This is a genomic window from Pseudomonas sp. QE6, from assembly GCF_041379005.1.
Classification (GTDB): Bacteria; Pseudomonadota; Gammaproteobacteria; order Pseudomonadales; family Pseudomonadaceae; genus Pseudomonas.
The window spans coordinates 2,216,874-2,235,988 of the sequence record NZ_CP166873.1; the positions used below are offsets into that span (position 1 = coordinate 2,216,874).

Annotated in this window: 18 protein-coding genes; 12 read left to right on the forward strand and 6 right to left on the reverse strand. The window is 64.0% G+C overall.

The window, feature by feature from the left end:
- Window positions 1–12: 12 nt before the first annotated feature.
- Window positions 13–1,332, forward strand: a complete 1,320-nt coding sequence (hisD, locus tag ACAW63_RS10175; protein ID WP_371233413.1) for a histidinol dehydrogenase — start codon at window positions 13–15, stop codon at window positions 1,330–1,332.
- A 3-nt stretch (window positions 1,333–1,335) separates the two neighbouring features.
- The gene (gene hisC, locus ACAW63_RS10180) at window positions 1,336–2,391 is read left to right on the forward strand and encodes a histidinol-phosphate transaminase (RefSeq protein ID WP_371233414.1); all 1,056 of its coding nucleotides are present in this window, start codon (window positions 1,336–1,338) and stop codon (window positions 2,389–2,391) included.
- Between the two features lie 54 nt (window positions 2,392–2,445).
- On the opposite strand, the gene algW is transcribed toward hisC, so the two are convergent.
- On the reverse strand, window positions 2,446–3,594 hold the full coding sequence (algW, locus tag ACAW63_RS10185; RefSeq protein WP_371233415.1) for a Do family serine endopeptidase AlgW: 1,149 nt from the start codon (window positions 3,592–3,594) through the stop codon (window positions 2,446–2,448).
- Between the two features lie 113 nt (window positions 3,595–3,707).
- On the opposite strand from algW, the gene ACAW63_RS10190 reads away from it, so the two are divergent.
- Entirely contained in the window at window positions 3,708–4,466 is a 759-nt protein-coding gene (locus tag ACAW63_RS10190) for a Nif3-like dinuclear metal center hexameric protein (protein ID WP_371233416.1), read from the forward strand.
- Window positions 4,467–4,497: 31 nt separating this feature from the next.
- Here the strand turns inward: ACAW63_RS10190 and mltB are convergent, their stop codons facing one another.
- Entirely contained in the window at window positions 4,498–5,604 is a 1,107-nt protein-coding gene (gene mltB / locus ACAW63_RS10195) for a lytic murein transglycosylase B (RefSeq protein ID WP_371233418.1), read from the reverse strand.
- Window positions 5,605–5,998: 394 nt separating this feature from the next.
- Between mltB and cysD the strand changes: the two genes are divergently transcribed.
- From cysD to ACAW63_RS10210, 3 genes are all read left to right on the forward strand, one after another.
- Window positions 5,999–6,916: a sulfate adenylyltransferase subunit CysD gene (cysD, locus tag ACAW63_RS10200; RefSeq protein ID WP_371233419.1), complete on the forward strand. Its 918-nt coding sequence runs from the start codon at window positions 5,999–6,001 to the stop codon at window positions 6,914–6,916.
- Window positions 6,917–6,928: 12 nt separating this feature from the next.
- Window positions 6,929–8,830: a sulfate adenylyltransferase subunit CysN gene (cysN, locus tag ACAW63_RS10205; RefSeq protein WP_371233421.1), complete on the forward strand. Its 1,902-nt coding sequence runs from the start codon at window positions 6,929–6,931 to the stop codon at window positions 8,828–8,830.
- 150 nt (window positions 8,831–8,980) lie between these two features.
- Window positions 8,981–9,457 carry a transposase gene (locus tag ACAW63_RS10210; protein ID WP_371233423.1) on the forward strand — a complete coding sequence of 159 codons (477 nt, stop codon included), beginning with the start codon at window positions 8,981–8,983 and terminating at the stop codon, window positions 9,455–9,457.
- A 90-nt stretch (window positions 9,458–9,547) separates the two neighbouring features.
- On the opposite strand, the gene ACAW63_RS10215 is transcribed toward ACAW63_RS10210, so the two are convergent.
- Entirely contained in the window at window positions 9,548–9,988 is a 441-nt protein-coding gene (locus ACAW63_RS10215) for a YhcB family protein (RefSeq protein ID WP_207883698.1), read from the reverse strand.
- Window positions 9,989–10,127: 139 nt separating this feature from the next.
- On the opposite strand from ACAW63_RS10215, the gene ACAW63_RS10220 reads away from it, so the two are divergent.
- The 3 genes from ACAW63_RS10220 to zapE all read left to right on the forward strand — a co-directional run bounded on the left by ACAW63_RS10220 (window position 10,128) and on the right by zapE (window position 13,345).
- The gene (locus tag ACAW63_RS10220) at window positions 10,128–10,754 is read left to right on the forward strand and encodes an alpha/beta hydrolase (RefSeq protein WP_371233424.1); all 627 of its coding nucleotides are present in this window, start codon (window positions 10,128–10,130) and stop codon (window positions 10,752–10,754) included.
- A 60-nt stretch (window positions 10,755–10,814) separates the two neighbouring features.
- A complete protein-coding gene (locus ACAW63_RS10225; protein WP_371233426.1) occupies window positions 10,815–12,155 on the forward strand; it encodes a tryptophan--tRNA ligase in 1,341 nt (446 codons plus the stop codon).
- A gap of 95 nt (window positions 12,156–12,250) precedes the next feature.
- A complete protein-coding gene (zapE, locus tag ACAW63_RS10230; RefSeq protein ID WP_371233428.1) occupies window positions 12,251–13,345 on the forward strand; it encodes a cell division protein ZapE in 1,095 nt (364 codons plus the stop codon).
- Window positions 13,346–13,487: 142 nt separating this feature from the next.
- On the opposite strand, the gene ACAW63_RS10235 is transcribed toward zapE, so the two are convergent.
- Window positions 13,488–14,450, reverse strand: a complete 963-nt coding sequence (locus tag ACAW63_RS10235; RefSeq protein ID WP_371233429.1) for a hypothetical protein — start codon at window positions 14,448–14,450, stop codon at window positions 13,488–13,490.
- Between the two features lie 91 nt (window positions 14,451–14,541).
- Window positions 14,542–15,441, reverse strand: coding sequence for a GlxA family transcriptional regulator (locus tag ACAW63_RS10240; RefSeq protein ID WP_371234637.1), 900 nt, complete (start codon window positions 15,439–15,441; stop codon window positions 14,542–14,544).
- A 252-nt stretch (window positions 15,442–15,693) separates the two neighbouring features.
- On the opposite strand from ACAW63_RS10240, the gene ACAW63_RS10245 reads away from it, so the two are divergent.
- The gene (locus ACAW63_RS10245) at window positions 15,694–16,839 is read left to right on the forward strand and encodes an acyl-CoA dehydrogenase family protein (RefSeq protein WP_371233431.1); all 1,146 of its coding nucleotides are present in this window, start codon (window positions 15,694–15,696) and stop codon (window positions 16,837–16,839) included.
- Window positions 16,840–16,895: 56 nt separating this feature from the next.
- On the opposite strand, the gene ACAW63_RS10250 is transcribed toward ACAW63_RS10245, so the two are convergent.
- Entirely contained in the window at window positions 16,896–17,933 is a 1,038-nt protein-coding gene (locus tag ACAW63_RS10250; protein WP_371233433.1) for an NADP(H)-dependent aldo-keto reductase, read from the reverse strand.
- Window positions 17,934–18,178: 245 nt separating this feature from the next.
- Here ACAW63_RS10250 and rplM point away from each other — a divergent pair, with 245 nt between their 5' ends.
- Both rplM and rpsI read left to right on the forward strand, forming a co-directional pair.
- Window positions 18,179–18,607: a 50S ribosomal protein L13 gene (gene rplM, locus ACAW63_RS10255; protein WP_015475857.1), complete on the forward strand. Its 429-nt coding sequence runs from the start codon at window positions 18,179–18,181 to the stop codon at window positions 18,605–18,607.
- 14 nt (window positions 18,608–18,621) lie between these two features.
- A complete protein-coding gene (gene rpsI, locus ACAW63_RS10260; protein ID WP_259759389.1) occupies window positions 18,622–19,014 on the forward strand; it encodes a 30S ribosomal protein S9 in 393 nt (130 codons plus the stop codon).
- Window positions 19,015–19,115: the final 101 nt, after the last annotated feature.

The window sequence follows — 19,115 nt, forward strand, 5'->3', positions numbered from 1 at the left end:
AAGAGGCCAGCTATGACCGCACCCTTCGCCATCCGTCGTCTCAACGCCGCCGATCCGGACTTCGCGCGTCATCTGGACCATCTGCTCTCCTGGGAAAGCGTGTCCGACGATGCGGTGAACCAGCGCGTGCTGGACATCATCGCCGACGTGCGCAGCCGTGGCGACGCCGCCGTGGTGGAGTTCACCCAGCGTTTCGACGGCGTCGACGCCAAGTCCATGGCCGACCTGATCCTGCCGCGTGAGCGCCTGGAACTGGCCCTGACCCGCATCACCCCGGCCCAGCGCGAAGCCCTGGAAGTTGCCGCCAACCGTGTGCGCAGCTACCACGAGAAGCAGAAGCAGGACTCCTGGCGCTACACCGAGGCCGACGGCACCGTGCTCGGCCAGCAGGTCACCCCGCTGGACCGCGCTGGCCTGTACGTACCGGGTGGCAAGGCGTCCTACCCGTCTTCCGTGCTGATGAACGCCATTCCGGCAAAGGTCGCCGGCGTCGCCGAAGTGGTGATGGTGGTGCCGACCCCGCGTGGCGAGATCAATGAAATCGTCCTGGCCGCCGCCTGCATCGCCGGTGTCGACCGCGTCTTCACCATTGGTGGCGCCCAGGCCGTGGCCGCGCTGGCTTACGGCACCGAGAGCGTGCCGCAGGTGGACAAGATCGTCGGCCCGGGCAACATCTATGTCGCCACCGCCAAGCGCCACGTGTTCGGCCAGGTCGGCATCGACATGATCGCCGGTCCGTCCGAGATCCTCGTGGTCTGTGACGGCGGCACCGATCCGGACTGGATCGCCATGGACCTGTTCTCCCAGGCCGAGCACGATGAAGATGCCCAGGCCATCCTGGTCAGCCCGGACGCCGAGTTCCTCGACAAGGTCGCCGCCAGCATCGAGAAGCTGCTGCCGACCATGGAGCGCGCCGAGATCATCCGCACTTCGCTGAGCAACCGTGGCGCACTGATCCTGGTCGCCGACCAGGACCGCGCTTGTGAGGTCGCCAACCGCATTGCCCCGGAACACCTGGAGCTGTCGGTGGCCGATCCGGAAAGCTGGCTGCCGAAGATCCGCCATGCCGGCGCCATCTTCATGGGCCGCTACACCGCCGAGGCGCTGGGCGACTACTGCGCCGGCCCGAACCACGTGTTGCCGACTTCCGGCACCGCGCGCTTCTCCTCGCCGCTGGGCGTGTACGACTTCCAGAAGCGCTCGTCGATCATCTTCTGTTCCGCGCCGGGTGCTTCCGAGCTGGGCAAGACCGCGTCGATCCTGGCCCGTGGCGAGTCCCTGACCGCCCACGCGCGCAGCGCCGAATTCCGCATTCTGGACAAGGGTGAGTAACCGATGAGCAAATTCTGGAGTCCCTTCGTCAAGGAGCTGGTGCCCTACGTTCCGGGCGAGCAGCCGAAGCTGGCCAAGCTGGTCAAGCTGAACACCAACGAGAACCCCTACGGCCCGTCGCCGAAGGTGGTCGCCGCGATCCAGGCCGAGCTGAACGACACGCTGCGCCTGTATCCGGACCCCAACGCCGACCGCCTCAAGCAGACCATCGCCCAGTACCACGGCGTGAAGACTTCCCAGGTGTTCGTCGGCAACGGTTCGGACGAGGTCCTGGCGCACGCCTTCCACGCGCTGTTCCAGCACGGCAAGCCGCTGCTGTTCCCCGACGTGACCTACAGCTTCTACCCGGTCTACTGCGGCCTCTACGGCATCGACTTCGAAGCGCTGCCGTTGGACGAGCAGTTCCAGATCCGCATCGAGGATTATGCACGCCCGAACGGCGGCATCATCTTCCCCAACCCCAACGCGCCCACCGGTTGCCTGCTGCCGCTGGAGGCCATCGAGCGCCTGCTGCAGGCCAGCCCGGACAGCGTCGTGCTGGTGGATGAGGCCTATGTCGACTTCGGTGGCGAGACCGCGATCTCCCTGGTCAACCGCTATCCGAACCTGCTGGTGGCGCAGACCCTGTCCAAGTCTCGCTCCCTGGCCGGCCTGCGGGTCGGCTTCGCGGTCGGCCACGAAGACCTGATCGAGGCGCTGGAGCGGGTGAAGAACAGCTTCAACTCCTACCCGCTGGACCGCTTGGCGCTGGCCGGCGCGGTGGCGTCGTTCGAGGACCAGGCCTATTTCGAGCAGACCTGCAACGCGGTCATCCATAGCCGCGAGAGGCTGGTCGCAGAGCTCAATACCCTGGGCTTCGAGGTGCTGCCGTCGGCGGCGAACTTCATCTTCGCCCGCCACCCGCAGCGTGATGGCGCCGAACTGGCCGCGGCCCTGCGCGAGGAGGGCGTGATCGTGCGTCACTTCAAGCAGCAGCGGATCAACCAGTTCCTGCGCATCAGCATCGGCACCGAGGAGCAGAACCAGGCGTTGCTGGATGCGCTGCGCCTGAAGCTGTAAGTCTTTCGCGGTAAAGAAAAACGGCGCCTTCGGGCGCCGTTTTGCATTCAAGGATCAGCCGCCGTTGGGCGTCGGCGGCGGACGCAGGCCGACTTCGGCGTTCAGCGTTACCGGCTTGCCATTGCGCAGCACCTGGATCTGGATATTCTCGCCCGGCTTGGTGCGCGCCACCTGGTTCATCGAGCGGCGGCCATCGCTGGCAGCCTCGCCATCGATGTTCAGGATGATGTCGCCCGGCAGCAGGCCGGCCTTGGCGGCGGGGCCGTCGCGGTAGACGCCGGCGACGACGATACCGGCCTTTCCCTTGAGGTCGAAGGATTCGGCCAGCTCCGGGGTCAGCGGCTGTACTTCCACGCCGAGCCAGCCGCGGATCACCTGGCCATGCTCGATGATCGACTGCATGACTTCCAGGGCCAGCTTGGTCGGAATGGCGAAGCCGATGCCCTGGGAGCCGCCGGACTTGGAGAAGATCGCGGTATTGATGCCGATCAGGTTGCCGTTGGCGTCCACCAGCGCGCCGCCGGAGTTGCCCGGGTTGATCGCCGCGTCGGTCTGGATGAAGTCTTCGTAGGTGTTCAGGCCCAACTGGTTGCGGCCGGTGGCGCTGATGATGCCCATGGTGACGGTCTGGCCGACGCCGAAGGGGTTGCCGATGGCCAGGCAGACGTCGCCCGTGTGGATGCCGTCGGAGCGGCCGAGCATGATCGAGGGCAGGTCCTTGAGGTCGATCTTCAGCACCGCGAGGTCAGTCTCGGGGTCGCTGCCGACCAGGTGGGCGATGGTTTCGCGGCCGTCGCGTAGGGCCACGATGATCTGGTCGGCGCCAGCGGTCACATGGTTGTTGGTCAGCAGGTAGCCTTCCGGGCTCATGATCACCGCCGAGCCCAGGCTCGACTCCATGCGCTTCTGCTGTGGCAGGTTATCGCCGAAGAAACGGCGGAACAGCGGGTCGTCGAGCATCGAGTTGCTCGGCTTGCTGACCATCTTGGTGGTGTACAGGTTGGCCACGGCGGGCGAAGAGCGGGTCACGGCGTCGGCATAGCTGACCGGGCCCTGCTGGAGACGGCTGAGCAGAGGCGCTTGCTGCAGGTGCACTTCCTGTTGCGGTAGGCCGACCCACTGAGGGTTATGCTGGATGATCAGCAGCGCCAACAGGACGCCAACCAGCACGGGCCAGCCGAGGAAACGCAGGGCCTTCAGCATCGAAGAAAATCCTTGGGGTTGCTTGGCCGGGGGATGGCCGATAGGGTGGCGGCCATTATACGGGCGGCGCGCCAAGAAAATAGACGCCCGGAGCCGTGTTTGGAGGAATTTCTATGGCTATCGCGCTGAGCACTCTGGTCGAGGAAGCCGACCGCTACCTGGACGCCGCGAAGGTCCAGGATTACTGCCCCAACGGCCTGCAGGTCGAGGGCCGCCCGCAGGTGCGCCGCATCGTTTCCGGTGTGACCGCCAGCCAGGCGCTGTTGGACGCCGCCGTGGAGGCCGACGCCGATGTGGTGCTGGTGCACCACGGCTATTTCTGGAAGGGCGAGAATCCCTGTGTGGTCGGTATGAAGCAGCGGCGTCTGAAGACCCTCCTGAGCCGCGATATCAGCCTGCTGGCCTATCACTTGCCACTGGACCTGCACCCCGAGGTGGGCAACAACGTGCAGCTCGGCCGCCAGCTCGGCTTCGAGATCGAGGGACCGCTGGAGCCGGGCAATCCGCGCTCCATCGTGCTGGTCGGTTCGCTGCCCGAACCCATGCTGCCCAGCGATCTGGCGATCCATGTGCGTGACGTGCTGGGGCGTGAGCCGTTGCTGGTGGAAGGCGAGCGGGCGATCCGCCGCATCGCCTGGTGCACCGGCGGTGCTCAGGGCTACATCGACCAGGCCATTGTCGCCGGCGTCGATGCCTATCTGACCGGAGAGGTCTCCGAGCAGACCGTACACAGCGCGCGGGAAAACGGCATCAGCTTCATCGCCGCCGGCCACCACGCCACCGAGCGCTACGGGGTGCAGGCCCTTGGGGATTACCTGGCCAGACGCTTCGCCGTCGAGCATCTGTTCATCGATTGCCCGAATCCCGCCTGAGGCCGGCAGCAGCCAGCCTCGGCTGGAGCACTCAAGGGGTCGTGGCGTAGCGTTGGCGCGCCTGGCCCACGGCCTTGCCCAGCTCCCACACCGCCATGGCGTAATGCGTGCTGTGGTTGTAGCGGGTGATCACGTAGAAGTTCGGCAGGCCATACCAGTACTGGTAGTTACGCCCCATGTCCAGGCGCAGCAGGCTGGCCTGCTGGTGGCCGCTGAGCGAGCCCTGCGGGCGCAGACCGACGGCGGAAAGGGTGGCGACCGGGTACATGGTCTGGAAGCCATTCTCCAGCGACGGCGCCTGGCCGCTGGCGGGCACCGCCACCAGGTCACCGCTGATCCAGCCGTGCTGCTTGAAGTAGTTGGCCACGCTGCCAATGGCGTCGCGCGGGTTCCATAGGTCGATATGGCCGTCGCCGTCGAAGTCCACCGCGTACTGGGTGAAGGACGAGGGCATGAACTGCCCGTAGCCCATGGCGCCGGCGTAGGAACCGCGCAATGCCAGCGGGTCGTCGCCTTCCTTGCGCGCCTGCAGGAGGAACTGCTCCAGCTCGCCGCTGAAGAACTCGGCGCGGCGCGGGTAGGAGAAGGACAGGGTGGCCAGTGCGTCGATGATCCGCGTCTTGCCCATCACGCGGCCCCAGCGGGTTTCCACGCCAATGATGCCGACGATGATTTCCGGCGGTACGCCATAAGTGCGATAGGCACGCATCAGGTCGCCTTCGTACTGGTTCCAGAACTGCACGCCGTTCTGCACGTTGTCCGGGGTGATGAACTTCTTGCGGTAGCGCAGCCAGGCGCCGTTCGGCCCGCTGGGCGGCGTGTAGGTCGGCGCCTGGCGGTCCATCAGGCGGATTACCCAGTCCAGCTCCTGTGTCTGGGCAAACAGGCCATGCAGGTCCTGCCGGTTGAAGCCGTGCTTGCTCACCATCATGTCGATGAAGCGATTGGCATTGGCGTTGTTGGCGTAATCGCCGCGCAGCGGGGTGATCGGCTGCACCGAGCCGAACGCCGGGTGGGCACTGGGGCTGATCAGGGTGGGGGCCTGCGGCTTGGCGGCCGACTGGGGAGCGGATGTGGGTTTGCTGCTGCACGCTGAAATCAGGACAAGCAAAGGCAGAGCGAGAGCGATGCGGCGCATGGGGAATCTTCTGGGACAGGAAAAAGTGCTCGCTATGCTAGCGCAGAGCGCTTCCCAGGCAAGCGCAAGTCGCCAGGTACAGGCTCTCAATCTGTTGCAGGAAGCATTTTCCGGATGATCGGCAGCGGTGCGTGCCGGGGTTCGATCGTGAGGTGAACCGGTGCCTCGGTCGAGTCCCGGATCGCCGTGCCGGCGTAGTCTTCCCGAGCGTGCCGGAACGGCGCCGGGGTACCTTGCCGGCCGGCAATCCCGCGGGCTCCAGTAGTGAGCGCGGACGGCTATATGTGTATATTTTTTCGGTATAACAGGCGCGCGGGTTAGAGCCCTGCGCTGTGTTAGAGTGCGCCCTCGTCTACGGCCCGAAGGCCGTCCATAAGCAATTCCGTGAGTAGCCATGGTCGACAAACTGACGCATCTGAAACAGCTGGAAGCGGAGAGCATCCACATCATCCGCGAGGTCGCCGCCGAGTTCGATAACCCGGTGATGCTGTACTCGATCGGCAAGGACAGCGCGGTGATGCTGCATCTCGCGCGCAAGGCCTTCTTCCCTGGCAAGCTGCCGTTCCCGGTGATGCACGTCGACACTCGCTGGAAATTCCAGGAGATGTACCGTTTCCGCGACAAGATGGTCGCCGACCTGGGGCTGGACCTGATCACCCACATCAATCCCGATGGCGTGGCGCAGGACATCAACCCCTTCACCCACGGCAGTGCCAAGCACACCGACATCATGAAGACCGAAGGCCTCAAGCAGGCCCTCGACAAGTACGGCTTCGACGCCGCCTTCGGTGGTGCCCGCCGTGACGAGGAGAAGTCCCGCGCCAAGGAGCGCGTCTACTCCTTCCGTGACAGCAAGCACCGCTGGGACCCGAAGAACCAGCGTCCGGAGCTGTGGAACGTCTACAACGGCAAGGTGAAGAAGGGCGAGTCGATCCGCGTCTTCCCGCTGTCCAACTGGACCGAGCTGGACATCTGGCAATACATCTATCTGGAGCAGATCCCGATCGTCCCGCTGTACTTCGCCGAAGAGCGTGAAGTCATCGAGATGAACGGCGCGCTGATCATGATCGACGACGAGCGCATCCTCGAGCACCTCACCCCCGAGCAGAAGGCCAGCATCCAGAAGAAGATGGTGCGTTTCCGCACCCTGGGCTGCTACCCGCTGACCGGTGCGGTGGAGTCCACCGCCACCACGCTGCCGGAAATCATCCAGGAAATGCTGCTGACGCGAACTTCCGAACGCCAGGGCCGGGTCATCGACCATGACCAGGCCGGTTCGATGGAAGAAAAGAAACGTCAGGGCTACTTCTAAGGTTCTCGCACCATGTCGCATCAATCCGATCTGATCAGCGAGGACATCCTCGCCTACCTGGCCCAGCACGAGCGCAAGGAACTGCTGCGCTTCCTCACCTGCGGCAACGTCGACGACGGCAAGAGCACCCTGATCGGGCGCCTGCTGCACGACTCCAAGATGATCTACGAGGACCACCTCGAGGCCATCACCCGTGACTCGAAGAAAGTCGGCACCACCGGCGATGACGTCGACCTGGCGCTGTTGGTGGACGGCCTGCAGGCCGAGCGCGAGCAGGGCATCACCATCGACGTGGCGTACCGCTACTTCAGCACCGCCAAGCGCAAGTTCATCATCGCCGATACCCCCGGCCATGAGCAGTACACCCGCAACATGGCCACCGGCGCGTCCACCTGCGACCTGGCCATCATCCTGATCGACGCCCGCTACGGCGTGCAGACCCAGACCCGCCGGCACAGCTTCATCGCCTCGCTGCTGGGCATCAAGCACATCGTCGTCGCCGTCAACAAGATGGACCTGAAGGACTTCGACCAGGGCGTCTTCGAGCAGATCAAGGCCGACTACCTGCAGTTCGCCGACAAGATCAACCTCCAGACCAACTCCCTGCACTTCGTGCCGATGTCGGCGCTGAAGGGCGACAACGTGGTTAACAAGTCCGAGCGCTCGCCGTGGTACACCGGCCAGTCGCTGATGGAGATCCTCGAGTCCGTCGAGATCGCTGGTGACCGCAACCTCGACGACATGCGCTTCCCGGTGCAGTATGTCAACCGTCCGAACCTGAACTTCCGTGGCTTCGCCGGCACCCTGGCCAGCGGCATCGTGCGCAAGGGCGACGAAGTCGTGGCCCTGCCATCGGGCAAGGGCAGCAAGGTCAAGTCCATCGTCACCTTCGAGGGCGAACTGGAACAGGCGGGCCCGGGCCAGGCCATCACCCTGACCCTGGAAGACGAGATCGACGTCTCCCGTGGCGACATGCTGGTGCATGCCGACAACCGTCCGCAGGTGACCGATGGCTTCGACGCCATGCTGGTGTGGATGGCGGAAGAACCGATGCTGCCGGGCAAGAAATACGACATCAAGCGCGCCACCAGCTACGTGCCGGGTTCCATCCCGAGCATCAGCCACAAGGTGGACGTGAACACCCTGGAAGAGACCGCCGCCAGCGAACTCAAGCTCAACGAGATCGCCCGCGTGAAGGTCAGCCTGGATGCGCCCATCGCGCTGGACGGTTATGGCCAGAACCGCACCACCGGTGCCTTCATCGTCATCGACCGCCTGACCAACGGCACCGTTGGCGCCGGCATGATCATCGCCGCCCCGCAGGCTGGTCACGGCACCGCCATGCACCACGGCGCCAATGCCCATGTCGCTCGTGAAGAGCGCGCTGCGCGCTTCGGCCAGCAGCCGGCCACCGTGCTGTTCAGCGGCCTCTCCGGCGCCGGCAAGAGCACCCTGGCCTATGCCGTCGAGCGCAAGCTGTTCGACATGGGCCGTGCGGTCTATGTGCTGGACGGCCAGAACCTGCGCCACGACCTGAACAAGGGCCTGCCGCAGGATCGCGCCGGTCGCAACGAGAACTGGCTGCGCACCGCCCATGTGGCCAAGCAGTTCAACGAAGCCGGTCTCATCAGTCTGTGCGCCTTCGTTGCGCCGAGCGCCGAAGGTCGTGAGCAGGCCAAGTCGCTGATCGGTGCCGAGCGCTTCATCACCGTCTACGTCCAGGCTTCTCCGCAGATCTGCCGCGAGCGCGATCCGCAGGGCTTGTACGCCGCCGGCCAGGACAACATCCCGGGCGAGTCCTTCCCCTATGACGTGCCGCTGGATGCCGATCTGGTGATCGACACCCAGACCCAGTCGGTGGAAGAGGGCGTCAAGGCGGTCCTCGACCTGCTCCGCCAGCGCGGCGCGATCTGATCGCCCAGCGCTGATGAAAAAGCCCCGCAGATGCGGGGCTTTTTCTTTTCTGGTTCCCGACCATCCTGACATCTGACACGGATGTGCCCGCTTTCGTAGGAGCGGACCTTGTCCGCGAAATCCGTCCATCCCACTCAAGGATGTCCGGTTATGTCTCATCCCGCTTTTTCGGAGATTCCAGGCCACCGCTCGCTTCGCAAAGGGCGTTCGTCGATCCCTGGCTGCGTCTATCTGGTTACCGCGACCACGGAGCAACGCGCTCCCTTATTTGCAGACTTCAGGGCAGCTTGTGTTGCCTCATCAGCTTTTACTCGACGTTCTGTGTTGGGTCGAAACAGGCTCCTTGCCTGGGTTCTCATGCTTGATCATATCCATTGGCTCCTTCAACTGGGCGAAGGCGAGGATTTAGCCAAGTCGATTGGGCGAATGAAGGCTGTCAGTGCGCGAGAGGTCCGCCGCAAGGGCAACTGGAAGGACGCTGTCTGGGCATCGGCATTCCATGATCGGGTACTGCGGCGGGAAGAGGAGCTGGTGTCGGTGGCGCGGTATGTAGTGGCCAATCCATTGCGCGCGGGATTGGTAAGGTCGGTAAGGGAGTATTCCTTCTGGGATGCGGTGTGGCTGTGAGATTTCGCGGACAAGGTCCGCTCCTACGGGAGCAATGAAGCTCGAACAAAAAAGCCCCGCAGATGCGGGGCCTTTTAAGGGAGAAAAGACTCAGTATTTGCCTTTCAGCCCATACGTCTCATCCAGCGTACCCGGCCCTTCGCTGGGCTTGGGCGCGTAGTCGCGCGGCGCTTCGTTGTTCGCCGGCGGGGTCAGGCGCTCGCGGCGCTCGGGGTATTCGTCGGCGTGCAGGGCGGCCAGCAGGCGCTGCTTGGTCTGTTCGTCCAGGGCCAGGCGCTCGGCGCCCTCGGACAGGTGATCCTGGACATCCTGATAGCTCTGGGTGAGCTTCTTCATCAGGCTGGCGGAGGTATTGAAGTGGGTCACCACTTCGCGCTGGTAACTATCGAAGCGATCCTGCATGTCATCCACCTGGCGCTGCAGCTTGTTCGGCGCGGCGTTGGGGAGCAGGCGGGCGATCAGGAAGCCGATAGCGCCCCCGACGATCAGAGCGAGTAGCGGCAGCAACCAGGTGGTGAGGGACTGTTCCACGCGAATCCTTCCTCTATAGACGGCTTTGCTTTACGTTAGCGGCTTGCACCTGTGCTTGTATACCGTGGCGATAGCTTCGCCGCCTGCGCAGGTATTGTGCTAGACGAGACGACCCGCCACGGGGTCACGGAGCTGTTGTTTGACCACCCGCGAAATCCCCCTGTTCCTCGACGGCCCCGACGGCCAACTGGAAGCCTTGCACCTCGCCACACCCGACGCCAAGGGCGCCGCGCTGATCTGTCATCCGCATCCGCTGTTCGCCGGCACCATGCAGAACAAGGTGGTCGCCACCCTGCAGCGCGCCGCACGGGATGCAGGATACGCCACCTTGCGTTTCAATTTTCGTGGTGTGGGTCAGAGCGGCGGCGCTTATGCCGAAGGCCGCGGCGAGATCGACGATGCGCTGGCTGCCGCGCGCTGGCTGGCCGAGCAGTATCCGGGACTGCCGCTGACCCTGATGGGCTTCTCCTTCGGCTCCTGCGTGGCCGGCAACGCCGCCGAGCGCCTGGAAGAGGAGGGCGCTGCGCTGGCGCAACTGTTCATGCTGGCGCCGCCAGTGGAACGCTTCGACGTCGACCTGCCCGAGCGCTGCCCGCTGACGGTGATCCAGCCGGAGGCCGACGAAGTGGTCACGCCCGAACGCGTCTACGCCTGGAGCGCCGAGCTGGCCAAGCCCCACGAACTGATCCGCGTGCCCGAGTGCAGCCATTTCTTCCACGGCAAGCTGATCGAGCTCAAGGACCTGATTCAGGCCCGGCTCGCGTAGGCCGCCAAGCCGCGTTACCATCCGGCCCGCCATTTCATTTGTGTTGATTCCTGGATTCCCATGACGACCCGTATCCTGACCGGCATCACCACCACCGGTACTCCGCACCTGGGCAACTACGCCGGCGCCATTCGCCCGGCCATCGTCGCCAGCCGCGATCCGCAGGCAGATTCCTTCTACTTTCTGGCCGACTACCACGCGCTGATCAAGTGCGATGACCCGGCGCGCATCCAGCGTTCGCGCCTGGAAATCGCCGCCACCTGGCTGGCCTGCGGCCTGGATGCTGAAAAGGCGACCTTCTATCGCCAGTCCGACATTCCCGAAATCCCGGAACTGACCTGGCTGCTCACCTGCGTCAGCGCCAAGGGCCTGCTCAACCGCGCCCACGCCTACAAGGCCTCGGTGGACAAGAACGTCGAGGCCGGCGAAGACCCGGACGCCGGCGTCACCATGGGCCTGTACAGCTATCCGGTGCTGATGGCGGCGGACATCCTGATGTTCAACGCCCACAAGGTGCCGGTCGGCCGCGACCAGATCCAGCACGTGGAAATGGCCCGCGATATCGGCCAGCGCTTCAACCATTTGTTCGGCAACGGCAAGGAGCTGTTCACCCTGCCGGAAGTGGTGATCGAGGAAGACGTGGCGACCCTGCCGGGCCTGGACGGTCGCAAGATGTCCAAGAGCTACGACAACACCATCCCGCTGTTCGGCACCGCCAGGCAGCTCAAGGACGCCGTGGCGCGCATCGTCACCGACTCGCGCGCGCCGGGCGAGCCGAAGGACCCGGACAACTCCCACCTGTTCACCCTCTACCAGGCGTTCTCCTCCCATGAGCAACAGGCCGCGTTCCGCGCCGACCTGCTCGGCGGCCTGGCCTGGGGTGAAGCCAAGCAGCGCCTGTTCGAGCTGCTGGACAATGAGCTGGGCGAGGCTCGCGAGCGCTACCACGCGCTGATTACCCGCCCGGCCGACCTGGAAGATATCCTCCTGGCCGGCGCCGCCAAGGCCCGCCGCATCGCCACGCCGTTCCTCGGCGAACTGCGCGAGGCGGTCGGCCTGCGTTCGTTCCGCGAGCAGGTGCAGGTGGCCGCCGAAGGCAAGAAGAAGGCTGCCAAGGCGGCGCGCTTCGTCAGCTTCCGCGAGGACGACGGCTTCCGCTTCCGCCTGCTGGACGCTGCCGGCGAGCAACTGTTGCTCTCCATCGCCTTCGCCGACGGCAAGGCCGCGGGCCAGGTGACCAAGCGCCTGCAGTCCGAGGAGCTGGACCTGCACGCCGAGCTGAACGCCTTCAGCGTGCGCCTGGATGGTGAAGCCGTGGCCTACAGCCCGGAGTTCGACACCGACGCGGAGCGCGATGCCGCCATGCAGCGTCTGCGCGAGGCCCTCGCTCCCCAGGAGTGAGGGGTTGGCAGGCCGGTCCGACTACCGGCCAATTGCCAAGCAACGGGGGCGCCGCTACAGTGTGCGCCCCCGTTTTCGTTACCTTGCTACCGATCATGACGCCTCTTCAGCGCTACCAGGAAGACCTGAAACGCCCCGATTTCTTCCACGACGCGGCGCAAGCCAATGCCGTGAAGCACCTGCAACGCCTCTATGACGACCTGGTCGCGGCCGATAAGGGCAAGTCCGGTCTGTTCGGCAGGCTGCTGGGCAAGAAGTCCCAGGAGCCGGTGAAGGGCCTGTATTTCTGGGGCGGTGTAGGCCGCGGCAAGACCTACCTGGTGGATACCTTCTACGAAGCGCTGCCCTTCAAGCAGAAGATGCGCACGCACTTCCACCGCTTCATGAAGCGCGTCCACGAGGAAATGAAGACCCTCAAGGGCGAGAAGAACCCGCTGACCATCATCGGCAAGCGTTTCGCCGACGAGGCCCGGGTGATCTGCTTCGACGAATTCTTCGTCTCCGACATTACCGACGCGATGATCCTCGCGACCCTGCTGGAAGAGCTGTTCAAGAACGGCGTCAGCCTGGTGGCGACCTCCAACATCGTGCCGGACGGCCTCTACAAGGATGGCCTGCAGCGCGCCCGCTTCCTGCCGGCCATCGCCCTGGTCAAGCAGTACACCGAAGTGGTCAACGTCGACAGCGGCGTGGACTATCGCCTGCGCGCCCTGGAGCAGGCCGAGCTGTACCACTGGCCGCTGTCCGAGCAGGCCGAGCAGGCCATGACCCGCGACTTCAAGGCGCTGACGCCCGAGTGTGCCGCCGCCACCCGCGACGACGTACTGACCATCGAGAACCGCGAAATCCGCGCGCGCATCACCTGCGATGACGTGGCCTGGTTCGAATTCCGCGAACTGTGCGACGGCCCGCGCAGCCAGAACGACTATATCGAGCTGGCGAAGATCTTCCACGCGATCCTGATTTCCAACGTCGAGCAGATGAACGTGGCCAAGGACGACATGGCCCGCCGCTTCATCAACCTGGTGGACGAGTTCTACGACCGCAACGTCAAGCTGATCCTCTCCGCCGAAGTGGAGCTGAAGGACCTGTACGCCGGCGGCCGCCTGGAGTTCGAATTCCAGCGCACCCTGAGTCGCCTGCTGGAAATGCAGTCCCACGAATACCTGAGCCGTCCGCACCGTCCCTGACGGTTCGGCGAACGAAAAAGGCTGCCCGAGGGCAGCCTTTTTTGTTTGGGCTTTTCATAGGAGCGAGCTTGCTCGCGAACATTTCACCGGTAGCTCGGAAGCTGGGCGGTTCGCGAGCAAGCTCGCTCCTACAAATCAAGAATCAGCGCTGCGCCATTTCCTGCTGCGCCTTCTTCAGCAATTGCTGGGCATGGGCCACTTCCAGCGCTTCCATGGCGTTGATCGGCCTGATCGCCACCGCTTTCTCCAGTTGCTCCAGCGCCTTCTGTTCCTCGTCCCCGCCATACACGTAGCCCAGCGCATTGGCGTATTCGTAGTGGCCGATCGGCAGGTCATCGGCGGCGCGGAAGGAGCGGGCGAAATACTGTTCCATCTTCTCCGCGCTGACCCCGTAGGTCATCTTGCCCACCAGTTTGCCGACCTTGCGGATCACGCCGGCCTCGTAGCCGCCGTACAGCGCCAGGGCGAACGGCTGGTTCGGCTGCTGGGCCAGCAGAGCGTCCAGCTCCTTGGGGATGTCGCCGGTGTAGCCACGCTTGAGTACCACCGGTACGGGCAGGTCCTCGGCCAGGCGCGCCTTGGCATAGGCGCGGCCGAACTGGGCGATGGGGTCGGCATTGAGCAGCGGACCGGCCTGGTCGGTGTAACTGATCACTTCTTCCAGCAGGCGCTGTTTCTCGTTCTGCTCCGGGGCGAGGAACATGGCGTAGAGCACCTGGGCGAACATTCCCGGCACCTGCCCGCCGACGCCCAGCGCCAGGCCGTCCTTCTTGGCCTGGGCGAAGTCGCCGCGGAACACCTTGCGCCACACGTTCTGCAGCTTCTCCGCATAGATCTGCGCTTCCTCCGGCTTGCCGGTGAAGCCGGTGCCGGCAGCCACGGTCTTCTCCAGGGCTTCGGGATGCCGGGTCGCCATGCTCACTACCCAGTCGGCGTCGGGGAAGGGGTAGTTGCCAAAGCCGCGGGTCAGCTTCGGCCAGGCGGCGCGCAGCTTGTCGCCGCTGTAGTCGAAGGCGCTCTGGTCGTAGGGGAAGGGTTTCCAGGTGTCGTCCGCCACAGCGGTCAGGCTGAAGGCGGCCAGCAGGGCAAGCAGAAAGCGGCGCATGGCGATATCCCGTTGGGTTCTTGTTGTCAGGAGCTGCCCCGATCATAGGGCGGCGCCCGGGTCTGCGAACCCATCCTAGGGATGGCGTGTTTCAGCCTTCCTTCTGTTCGTACTGGCGCCGGTAATGATTCGGCGAAAGCCCGGTGTGCTGGCGAAACAGGCGGGCGAAGAAGCTGGCGTCGTCGTAGCCGACTTCGTAGCTGATGGTCTTGATGCTCTTGCGGGAGGTCGACAGCAGGTTGCGCGCGGTCTCGATGCGCAGGCGCTGCAGGTAGTGCAGCGGCTTGTCCCCGGTGGCGGCCTGGAAGCGCCGCATGAAGTTGCGGATGCTCATGCCGTGGTCCCGGGCCACGTCCTCGAAGCGGAACTTGTCCGAGAAGTGCTCTTCCAGCCAGTGCTGGATCTGCAGGATAGTCGGGTCGTGGTGCAGCTTCTGTCCGCCGAAGCCGAGGCGGCCGGGGGTGTAGCTGCGCTGTACCTCGTAGAGGATGTCGCGGGCCACACCCTGGGCCACGGCTGCGCCGCAGAAGTGCTCGATCAGGTAGATGTAGAGGTCGCGGACCGAGGTCAGGCCGCCGGCACTGTAGATGTTGTCGGCGTCGGCAATGTGCTTTTCCTGGTTGAGCAGCACCTTGGGGTAGCGCTCGGCGAATTCGCGGAAGAAGCGCCAGTAGGTGGTGGCTTCCTTGCCGTCGAGCAGGCCCGCCTCGGCCAGCCAGAACACGCCGGACACCTCGCCGCAGAGCACGCTGCCGGCCGCGTGGCGCTCGCGCAGCCAAGGCAGTACCTCGGGGTAGTGGGCGAGGAGTTCGTCGAAGTCGCCCCAGAAGGCGGGCAGGATCACCAGCTCCGGCTCATCTAGCGGGCCCTGCACCGGCAGGGTGTCGCCGCTGAAGCTGACCACCGGTTTGCCGTCCGGACTGATGATGCGGGTCTCGAAGCTCGGGTGCAGGCCGAGGCCCTGCTGGCGACCGTGGCGCAGGCTGGCCATGTGGAAGAAGTCCTTGGCCTGCATGAGGGTGGAGCCGAAGACGCCATGGGTGGCGAGAATGCTGACGCGGCGCAGCACGCTGGAAGCTGGTGTGGGCATCGATTCTTGTACTTCTTATGGATGTCTTGGCATGACGCTAAAGTGGTCATGATGCGGCTGGATCGTCTTATTTTTTGGCGAAAGTGTCCAGTGCAGAGCGGTTCTCGCTGTCCTACAGTCGGCCTTTCAATAAATCCTACAATCGATCCACAGGTGCACCGCATGATTCCGAGAACCCTGTTCAGTTCCGACCACGAGCTGTTCCGCGACAGCGTCCGCAAGTTCCTCGAACAGGAGGCGGTGCCCTTCCACGCCCAATGGGAAAAGGATGGTCACGTCGATCGCCAGCTGTGGAACAAGGCCGGCGAGGCAGGGATGCTCTGCTCGCACCTGCCCGAGGCCTACGGCGGCATGGCGGCAGACTTCCTCTACAGCGCCGTGGTGATCGAGGAGATCGGCCGCCTGGGGCTGACCGGTATCGGTTTCTCGCTGCATTCGGACATCGTCGCGCCCTACATCCTTCACTACGGCAGCGAGGAGCTGAAGCAGCGCTACCTGCCCAGGCTGATCTCCGGCGAGATGGTCTCGGCCATCGCCATGACCGAGCCGGGCGCCGGCTCCGACCTGCAGGGCGTGAAGACCACTGCCGTGCTGGATGGCGACGAGTACGTGATCAACGGCTCGAAGACCTTCATCACCAACGGCTGGCTGGCCGACCTGGTCATCGTGGTCGCCAAGACCGACCCCAAGGCTGGCGCCAAGGGCACCAGCCTGTTCCTGGTGGAGGCGGGCACGCCGGGCTTCTCCAAGGGCAAGCGCCTGGAGAAAGTCGGCATGAAGGCGCAGGACACTTCCGAGCTGTTCTTCCAGGACGTCCGCATTCCCAAGGAGAACCTGCTGGGCAAGGAAGGGCAGGGCTTCATCTACCTGATGCAGGAGCTGCCGCAGGAGCGTCTGACCGTCGCCCTGGGCGCGCTGGCCTCCGCCGAGTCGGCGCTGAAGTGGACGCTGGAGTACACCCGCGAGCGCAAGGCGTTCGGCAAGTCCGTGGCGGACTTCCAGAACACCCGTTTCAAGCTGGCGGAGATGGCCACCGAGATCCAGGTCGGTCGGGTCTTCGTCGACCGCTGCCTGGAGCAGCATCTGGAAGGCAAGCTGGACGTACCTACCGCGGCGATGGCCAAGTACTGGACCACCGACCTGCAATGCAAGGTGCTCGACGAGTGCGTGCAGCTGCACGGCGGCTACGGCTTCATGTGGGAGTACCCGATCGCCCGCGCCTGGGCGGATGCGCGGGTGCAGCGCATCTATGCCGGGACCAACGAGATCATGAAGGAGATCATCGCCCGCTCGCTGTAGGCGGCGTGGATGAAAAGAGCCCGGCATTTGGCCGGGCTCTTTCGTTGTGCCGTGGATCAGGGGGCCGGGTTCGGCTGGTCCTTGTGGATCGCCTCGATGCCGGCCAGCACCTCGTCGGAGAGCTTCAACTCGAAGCTGCCGAGATTGGCCTCCAACTGTTCGAGATTGGTGGCACCGATGATGTTGCTGGTGACGAACGGCTGGCGGGTGACGAAGGCCAGGGCCATCTGCGCCGGGTCCAGGCCATGTTCACGGGCCAGCGTCACATAGCGATCGCTGGCCGCTTCGCTCTGCGGGTTGGTGTAGCGAGTGAAGCGGCTGAACAGGGTGATCCGCGCATTGGTCGGGCGCGCGCCGCCGAAGTACTTGCCTGAAAGCATGCCGAAGGCCATCGGCGAGTAGGCCAGCAGGCCGCACTGTTCGCGAATCGCGATCTCCGCCAGTCCCACCTCGAAGCTGCGGTTGAGCAGGTTGTAGGGGTTCTGGATCGACACGGCCCGCGGCCAGCCGCGCTCCTGGGCGATCTGCAGGAAGCGCATGGTGCCCCAGGGTGTCTCGTTGGACAGGCCGATGTGGCGGATCTTGCCGGCGCGAACCTGCTCGTCGAGCACTTCCAGGGTGTCTTCCAGTGGGGTGAAGTCCTCTTCCTTGTGCTGGTAACCCAGTTGGCCGAAGAAGTTGGTGCTGCGCTCGGGCCAGTGCAACTGGTAGAGATCGATCCAGTCGGTCTGCAGGCGCTTGAGGCTGCCGTCGAGCGCTTCGACGATATTCTTGCGGTCGTGCCTGAGCTGGCCGTCGCGGATATGGCTGATGGCGTTGCCGGGACCGGCGATCTTGCTGGCCAGTACCCAGTCGGCGCGATCGCCGCGCTGGCGGAACCAGTTGCCGATGATCTGCTCGGTGCGGGTGTAGGTTTGCGCGCGCGGCGGCACCGGGTACATCTCGGCGGTATCGATGAAATTCAGACCGGCGGCCTTGGCCCGCTCGATCTGAGCGAAGGCTTCGCTCTCGGTATTCTGCTCGCCCCAGGTCATGGTCCCCAGGCAGAGTGCGCTGACTTTCAATTCGGTGCGGCCGAGCGGGCGGTACTCCATGCGGGTCTCCTCATGAAAACAAGTGCGTGACACGGTTGAAAATTCTGCCGGAATCTGCATAATTCCGCAGCCTTTCATCGGTGGGGGATGCCAAGCCTGCCGATCGATACATCTAGTCGTTACGGACGCACACCGACCCGAGCCCCAATTCGTGTCTGTCTTCGGCTGTCCTTGACTTGTCAAGGCAACCACTGTCCAGTAAGATTCGCCGTCTTATTTTCAGGCGGCCCCTGAGGCTATAACGAATGAAAACTTATACCGCGAAACCAGAAACTGTTAAGCGCGACTGGTTCGTCGTCGACGCTGCTGGCCTGACCCTGGGTCGTCTGGCTACCGAGATTGCTACCCGCCTGCGCGGCAAGCACAAGCCGGAATACACCCCGCACGTTGACACCGGCGACTACATCGTCGTCATCAACGCCGAGCAGGTTCGTGTCACTGGCGCCAAAGCTACCGACAAGATGTACTACCATCACTCGGGCTTCCCGGGCGGTATCAAGTCGATCAACTTCGAGAAGCTGATCGCCAAGGCTCCTGAGCGTGTTATCGAGACTGCCGTAAAAGGCATGCTGCCGAAGAACCCGCTGGGCCGCGACATGTACCGCAAGCTGAAAGTGTACAAGGGTGCCAACCACCCGCACACCGCTCAGCAGCCTCAAGAACTGAAGATTTAACGGGATAGCTCATTATGTCGGCGACTCAAAATTACGGCACTGGCCGTCGTAAGACCGCTACCGCTCGCGTCTTCCTGCGTCCGGGCACTGGCAAGATCTCCATCAACAACCGCACTATCGAGCAGTTCTTCGGTCGTGAGACCGCTCGCATGGTTGTCCGTCAGCCGCTCGAGCTGACCGAGAACACCGAGAAGTTCGATATCTACGTTACCGTTGTTGGCGGTGGCGTAAGCGGTCAAGCTGGTGCGATCCGTCACGGTATCACCCGCGCTCTGATCGAATACGACGAGACCCTGCGCAGCCCGCTGCGTAAGGCCGGCTACGTCACTCGCGACGCTCGCGAAGTTGAACGTAAGAAAGTCGGTCTGCGTAAAGCGCGTAAGCGTCCGCAGTACTCCAAGCGTTAATACGACGCTTCGAAAAAACGCCCAGATCCTTTGGACTGGGCGTTTTTTTATGTCTTCAATTTGTTCGTGCGGCAAGGTGTCGCATCCGCGCGAGCCCCGTC